7 protein-coding genes are annotated in these 5,313 nt (G+C 57.0%); 4 read left to right on the top strand and 3 right to left on the bottom strand.

Annotated elements, in window-relative coordinates:
* Window positions 1–39 precede the first annotated feature (39 nt).
* A complete protein-coding gene (grpE, locus tag HMPREF9538_RS03975) occupies window positions 40–630 on the bottom strand; it encodes a nucleotide exchange factor GrpE (RefSeq protein ID WP_009486141.1) in 591 nt (196 codons plus the stop codon).
* A gap of 124 nt (window positions 631–754) precedes the next feature.
* Between grpE and nadK the strand changes: the two genes are divergently transcribed.
* The 3 genes from nadK to bamE all read left to right on the top strand — a co-directional run bounded on the left by nadK (window position 755) and on the right by bamE (window position 3,870).
* Window positions 755–1,633 (top strand): NAD(+) kinase, encoded by an 879-nt coding sequence (gene nadK, locus HMPREF9538_RS03970; protein WP_002914158.1) that lies wholly within the window; start codon window positions 755–757, stop codon window positions 1,631–1,633.
* An 86-nt stretch (window positions 1,634–1,719) separates the two neighbouring features.
* The gene (gene recN / locus HMPREF9538_RS03965) at window positions 1,720–3,381 is read left to right on the top strand and encodes a DNA repair protein RecN (RefSeq protein WP_004174799.1); all 1,662 of its coding nucleotides are present in this window, start codon (window positions 1,720–1,722) and stop codon (window positions 3,379–3,381) included.
* Window positions 3,382–3,528: 147 nt separating this feature from the next.
* Window positions 3,529–3,870: an outer membrane protein assembly factor BamE gene (gene bamE / locus HMPREF9538_RS03955; RefSeq protein WP_002914160.1), complete on the top strand. Its 342-nt coding sequence runs from the start codon at window positions 3,529–3,531 to the stop codon at window positions 3,868–3,870.
* Between the two features lie 66 nt (window positions 3,871–3,936).
* Here the strand turns inward: bamE and HMPREF9538_RS03950 are convergent, their stop codons facing one another.
* Entirely contained in the window at window positions 3,937–4,227 is a 291-nt protein-coding gene (locus tag HMPREF9538_RS03950) for an RnfH family protein (RefSeq protein WP_004145682.1), read from the bottom strand.
* Window positions 4,217–4,654: a type II toxin-antitoxin system RatA family toxin gene (locus HMPREF9538_RS03945; RefSeq protein ID WP_004174798.1), complete on the bottom strand. Its 438-nt coding sequence runs from the start codon at window positions 4,652–4,654 to the stop codon at window positions 4,217–4,219. Before HMPREF9538_RS03945 ends, HMPREF9538_RS03950 begins: the two co-directional genes overlap by 11 nt.
* 149 nt (window positions 4,655–4,803) lie before the next feature.
* On the opposite strand from HMPREF9538_RS03945, the gene smpB reads away from it, so the two are divergent.
* Window positions 4,804–5,286 (top strand): SsrA-binding protein SmpB, encoded by a 483-nt coding sequence (gene smpB, locus HMPREF9538_RS03940; protein ID WP_002914164.1) that lies wholly within the window; start codon window positions 4,804–4,806, stop codon window positions 5,284–5,286.
* Window positions 5,287–5,313: the final 27 nt, after the last annotated feature.

The raw sequence follows: 5,313 nt of genomic DNA on the forward strand, positions 1-5,313 counted from the left end.
CGGCCGCCCGCAGGCAGCCGTTGAGCAAGGCAGCAAGCGTTATTTCGCTTTCGCTACCGTCACCATCGCGGCGCGAATAGTACGGCCGTTCAGGGTATAACCTTTCTGCATCACGGACAGCACGTTGCCCGCCGCCACATCTTCAGACTCGACCATCGCAATGGCCTGGTGGACGTTCGGATCCAGCGGAACGTTGGTGTCGGCGATCACTTCCACGCCGAACTTACGCACTACGTCCAGCATAGATTTCAGGGTCAGTTCGATCCCCTCCACCATCGGCGCCAGCTCCGGGTTAGCCTTGTCAGCCACTTCCAGCGCGCGGTCCAGGCTGTCGATCACCGGCAGCAGTTCATTGACGAATTTTTCCAGCGCGAATTTGTGCGCTTTCTCGATATCCTGCTCGGTACGACGACGCAGGTTATCTTCGTCGGCTTTGGCACGCAGCATCACTTCACGTTCACGTTTCTGCGCTTCAGCCAGCTGGGCTTCCAGATTCGCAATTTTTTCATCGCGCGGATCCACCTGCTCAGCCGAAACTTCAGGCTCTACCGCCTCAACGTCGTCGAGCTGCTCCGTGATAATTTCTTCCGGGGCTTGCCCCCCCGGCGTTTTCTGTTCTTTACTACTCATGAATTTCTCCGCGTTTTTTTCGCATTCATCTCGCTAACTTCGCTTATTATGGGGATCAGTTTCCGGGTTTCAAGGGAAGCGGACAGATTGTCACTATTTCATTTAACGCAAGGACATCCAGATCATGAAGAACCATTTCAAGTGTATCGGCATTGTGGGACATCCTCGTCACCCCACCGCCCTGACCACACATGAAATGCTCTGGCGCTGGCTGTGCAGCAAAGGGTATGAAGTGCTGGTTGAACAGCAGATCGCCCATGAACTTCAGCTCAGCAACGTGAAAACCGGCACGCTGGCGGAGATTGGCCAACAGGCCGACCTCGCGGTGGTGGTGGGCGGCGACGGCAATATGCTCGGCGCGGCGCGGACCCTGGCCCGTTACGACATTAACGTCATCGGCATTAACCGCGGCAACCTCGGCTTTCTCACCGACCTTGACCCGGACAACGCCCTGCAGCAGCTCGCCGACGTGCTGGAAGGCCACTACATCGCCGAGAAACGCTTTCTGCTGGAGGCCCAGGTGTGTCAGCAGGATTGCCAGAAACGTATCAGCACCGCCATCAACGAAGTGGTGCTGCACCCCGGCAAAGTGGCGCATATGATTGAGTTCGAAGTCTATATCGACGAAGTCTTTGCGTTCTCTCAGCGATCCGATGGCCTGATTATCTCCACTCCGACCGGCTCCACCGCCTATTCGCTGTCGGCCGGCGGCCCAATCCTTACGCCGTCGCTGGACGCCATCACCCTGGTGCCGATGTTCCCGCACACCCTTTCAGCGCGACCGCTGGTGATCAACGGCGACAGCACCATCCGCCTGCGCTTCTCTCACCGCTGCAGCGATCTGGAGATCAGCTGCGACAGCCAGATTGCCCTGCCGATCCAGGATGGCGAAGATGTCCTCATTCGCCGCTGTGATTATCACCTCAATCTGATTCACCCTAAAGATTACAGCTATTTCAATACATTAAGCACCAAGCTCGGCTGGTCGAAAAAATTGTTCTGATTTTCACGGCTGCCTCTTTACTGGATAAAAAACCAGTCTATACTGTACGAAAACACAGTATTGGTTTTTCATACAGGAAGGCAGCTATGTTGGCGCAACTCACCATCAGTAATTTTGCTATCGTTCGTGAACTGGAAATTGATTTCCACAGCGGCATGACCGCCATCACCGGGGAAACCGGCGCCGGGAAATCTATTGCCATCGACGCGCTGGGGCTGTGCCTCGGTGGCAGAGCAGAAGCCGACATGGTGCGTCGCGGCGCCACCCGTGCCGACCTGTGCGCGCGCTTCGCGCTGAAAGATACCCCGGCCGCCCAGCGCTGGCTGGAAGAGAATCAGCTGGAGAGCGGGCGTGAGTGTTTACTTCGCCGGGTGATCAGCGCCGACGGCCGCTCGCGCGGCTTCATCAACGGCACCGCCGTCCCGCTCTCGCAGCTGCGCGAGCTGGGCCAGCTGCTGATCCAGATCCACGGCCAGCATGCCCACCAGCTGCTGACCAAACCCGAACACCAAAAAACGCTGCTCGACGGCTATACCGGTGAGTATGCGCTTACTCAGCGTATGGCCGAACACTATCGCCAGTGGCACCAGAGCTGCCGCGAGTTGGCCCAGCATCAGCAGCAGAGCCAGGAGCGCGCCGCCCGCGCCGATCTGCTGCAGTATCAGCTTAAAGAGCTGAACGAATTTAACCCGCTGCCGGGAGAATTCGAGCAGATTGACGAAGAGTACAAGCGCCTGGCCAACAGCGGCCAGCTGCTCAGCACCTGCCAGCACGCCCTTACGGTACTGGCGGACGGCGAAGAGGCCAATCTGCAGAGCCAGCTTTATACCGCGAAGCAGCTGGTCAGCGAGCTGGTGGGCATGGACAGCAAGCTTTCCGGCGTCCTGGATATGCTGGAAGAGGCGGCCATTCAGCTCAGCGAGGCCAGCGACGAGTTGCGCCACTACCATGACCGTCTGGATCTCGATCCGAACCGTCTGTTTGAACTTGAGCAACGGATTTCCCGACAAATCGCGCTGGCGCGTAAACATCAGGTGATGCCGGAAGAGCTGCCGGCGGTTTATCAGGCGATGCTGGAAGAGCAGCGCCTGCTGGACGACAGCGCCGGCTCGCTGGAATCCCTCAGCCAGCAGGTGGTAGAACATCATCAGCTGGCGCTGGAGACCGCGCGCCAGCTGCATGCCCTGCGCCAGGCCAGCGCCGACGAGCTGACCCAGCTTATCACTGAGAGTATGCACTCACTTTCGATGCCGCACGGGGTCTTCGCGATTGAGGTCGCGTTCGATGAACGCCATCTCACCGCCGACGGCGCCGACCATATTGAGTTCCGCGTCACCACTAACCCAGGTCAGCCGCTGCAGCCAATCGCCAAAGTGGCCTCCGGGGGCGAACTGTCGCGCATTGCGCTGGCGATTCAGGTGATCACCGCGCGTAAAATGGAAACCCCGGCGCTGATTTTCGACGAAGTGGACGTCGGTATCAGCGGCCCCACCGCCGCCGTGGTCGGCAAGCTGCTGCGCCAGCTGGGCGAGTCCACGCAGGTGATGTGCGTGACCCACCTGCCGCAGGTCGCAGGCTGCGGCCACCATCATTTCTTTGTCTGCAAAGAGACCGATGGCGAGATGACCGAAACCCATATGCAGCCGCTGGATAAACGTGCTCGCTTGCAGGAGCTGGCCCGTCTGCTGGGCGGCAGCGAAGTCACGCGCAACACCCTGGCGAACGCGAAAGAGTTGCTTGCGGCGTAAACTTTTTGATTTTCACAGGGTCATAGTGAACAGCAAATTGCCTGCTGACCTGCAGCCGGAGGTTTCCAACGGCGCGAAGGTCTATTATTATCGGCATATTACAGATGAGCCACGTACTGCTCGGGCCCAAAAAGGAATCAAATCACTATGCGCTGTAAAACGCTGACTGCTGCCGCAGCGGTTCTTCTTATGTTGACCGCAGGCTGTTCCACTCTGGAACGAGTGGTTTACCGTCCTGACATCAACCAGGGTAACTATCTGGCACCAAACGATGTAGCAAAAATTCGTGTCGGTATGACGCAACAGCAGGTAGCTTATGCTCTGGGGACGCCAATGATGACGGATCCGTTCGGCACCAATACCTGGTTCTATGTCTTCCGTCAGGAGCCGGGCCACCAGAAAGTGACTCAGCAGACCCTAACCCTGACCTTCAACAGCGGCGGTGTGTTGACTAACATTGATAACAAGCCTGCGCTGACCAGTCAGTAAGGCCCGGAAAAGCAAAAAGCGCTCGATGAGCGCTTTTTTTATGGCTGATAGTCGGTCTGCTGCAGGTTACTTTGCGGCGCTTTTCTCTGCCCGCTGGCGACGCAGCTCTTTCGGGTCTGCGATCAGCGGACGATAGATTTCCACCCGGTCGCCGTCGTGAACTTCGTCATGCAGCTTTACCGGACGACTGTAGATACCCAGCTTGTTTTTCGCCAGATCGATGTCATCACGCAGCGCCAGCAGACCGCTGGCGATAATCGCCTGCTCGACCGTCGCCCCCTCGTCCAGGGTGACCCGCTGCAGATACTGCTTTTCAGGCAGCGCGTAGGCGACTTCAACACGAATATTAGCCGGCACTGTAAACCTCTTTGGCGCGCGAAGTGAACGCCTGCACCATGTTAGCGGCCAGCTCTTTGAAGATCCGGCCAAAAGCCATCTCAATCAGTTTATTGGTAAACTCGAAATCGAGATGGAATTCGATTTTGCAGGCCTCGGGGCTCAGCGGAATAAACTTCCAGCCGCCAATCAGCTTCTTGAACGGGCCATCCACCAGGCTCATCAAAATGCTCTGGTTGCTGGTCAGTGTATTGCGTGTGGTGAAGGTCTTACTGATGCCGGCTTTGGACACATCAACCGCCGCCGTCATTTGCGTCGGCCCCAATTCCAGCACGCGGCTACCGGTGCAGCCTGGCAGAAAATCAGGATAGGACTTCACATCGTTTACCAGTTGATACATCTGTTCCGCGCTGAAAGGCACCAGCGCAGTACGGCTAATCTGAGGCATAGCAGGTTCCACATTTAAACACAGTGCAAATAATATCATTTATCTGCTGCTAAAAAAAACGCTGTGCCGCAACTCGTGCTAAGATGCGCAGTACACCTCGCAGGATGCGATCGAGGTAACTGTGTATAAGACGATGACTTCAGGACATTATGACTAAGAAAAAAGCCCACAAACCTGGATCAGCCACCATTGCGCTGAATAAACGCGCCCGTCACGAATACTTTATCGAAGATGAATACGAGGCTGGTCTCGCCCTGCAGGGCTGGGAGGTCAAATCCCTGCGTGCAGGCAAAGCCAACATCGGCGATAGCTATGTCATCCTGAAGGATGGCGAAGCCTTCCTGTTCGGCGCCAACTTTACGCCTATGGCCGTGGCTTCCACCCACTATGTCTGCGACCCGACGCGCACCCGTAAGCTGCTGCTCAACCAGCGTGAGCTGGACACGCTGTACGGCCGCATTAACCGCGAAGGTTACACCGTCGTCGCCCTGTCGCTGTACTGGAAGAACGCCTGGTGCAAAGTGAAAATCGGCGTCGCCAAAGGTAAGAAACAGCACGACAAGCGTACCGACCTGAAAGATCGTGAATGGGCGCTGGACAAGGCGCGTATTATGAAGCACGCCGGACGTTAATTTCCCCTCCCCGAGGGCCAGCTCTCG

Source organism: Klebsiella sp. MS 92-3, assembly GCF_000195655.1.
GTDB classification, from domain to species: Bacteria; Pseudomonadota; Gammaproteobacteria; order Enterobacterales; family Enterobacteriaceae; genus Klebsiella; species Klebsiella pneumoniae.

Coding starts and splice junctions, on each gene's coding strand:
- grpE (WP_009486141.1), bottom strand. CDS start 630: ATGAGTAGTAAAGAACAGAAAACGCCGGGGGGGCAAGCCCCGGAAGAA.
- nadK (WP_002914158.1), top strand. CDS start 755: ATGAAGAACCATTTCAAGTGTATCGGCATTGTGGGACATCCTCGTCAC.
- recN (WP_004174799.1), top strand. CDS start 1,720: ATGTTGGCGCAACTCACCATCAGTAATTTTGCTATCGTTCGTGAACTG.
- bamE (WP_002914160.1), top strand. CDS start 3,529: ATGCGCTGTAAAACGCTGACTGCTGCCGCAGCGGTTCTTCTTATGTTG.
- HMPREF9538_RS03945 (WP_004174798.1), bottom strand. CDS start 4,654: ATGCCTCAGATTAGCCGTACTGCGCTGGTGCCTTTCAGCGCGGAACAG.
- smpB (WP_002914164.1), top strand. CDS start 4,804: ATGACTAAGAAAAAAGCCCACAAACCTGGATCAGCCACCATTGCGCTG.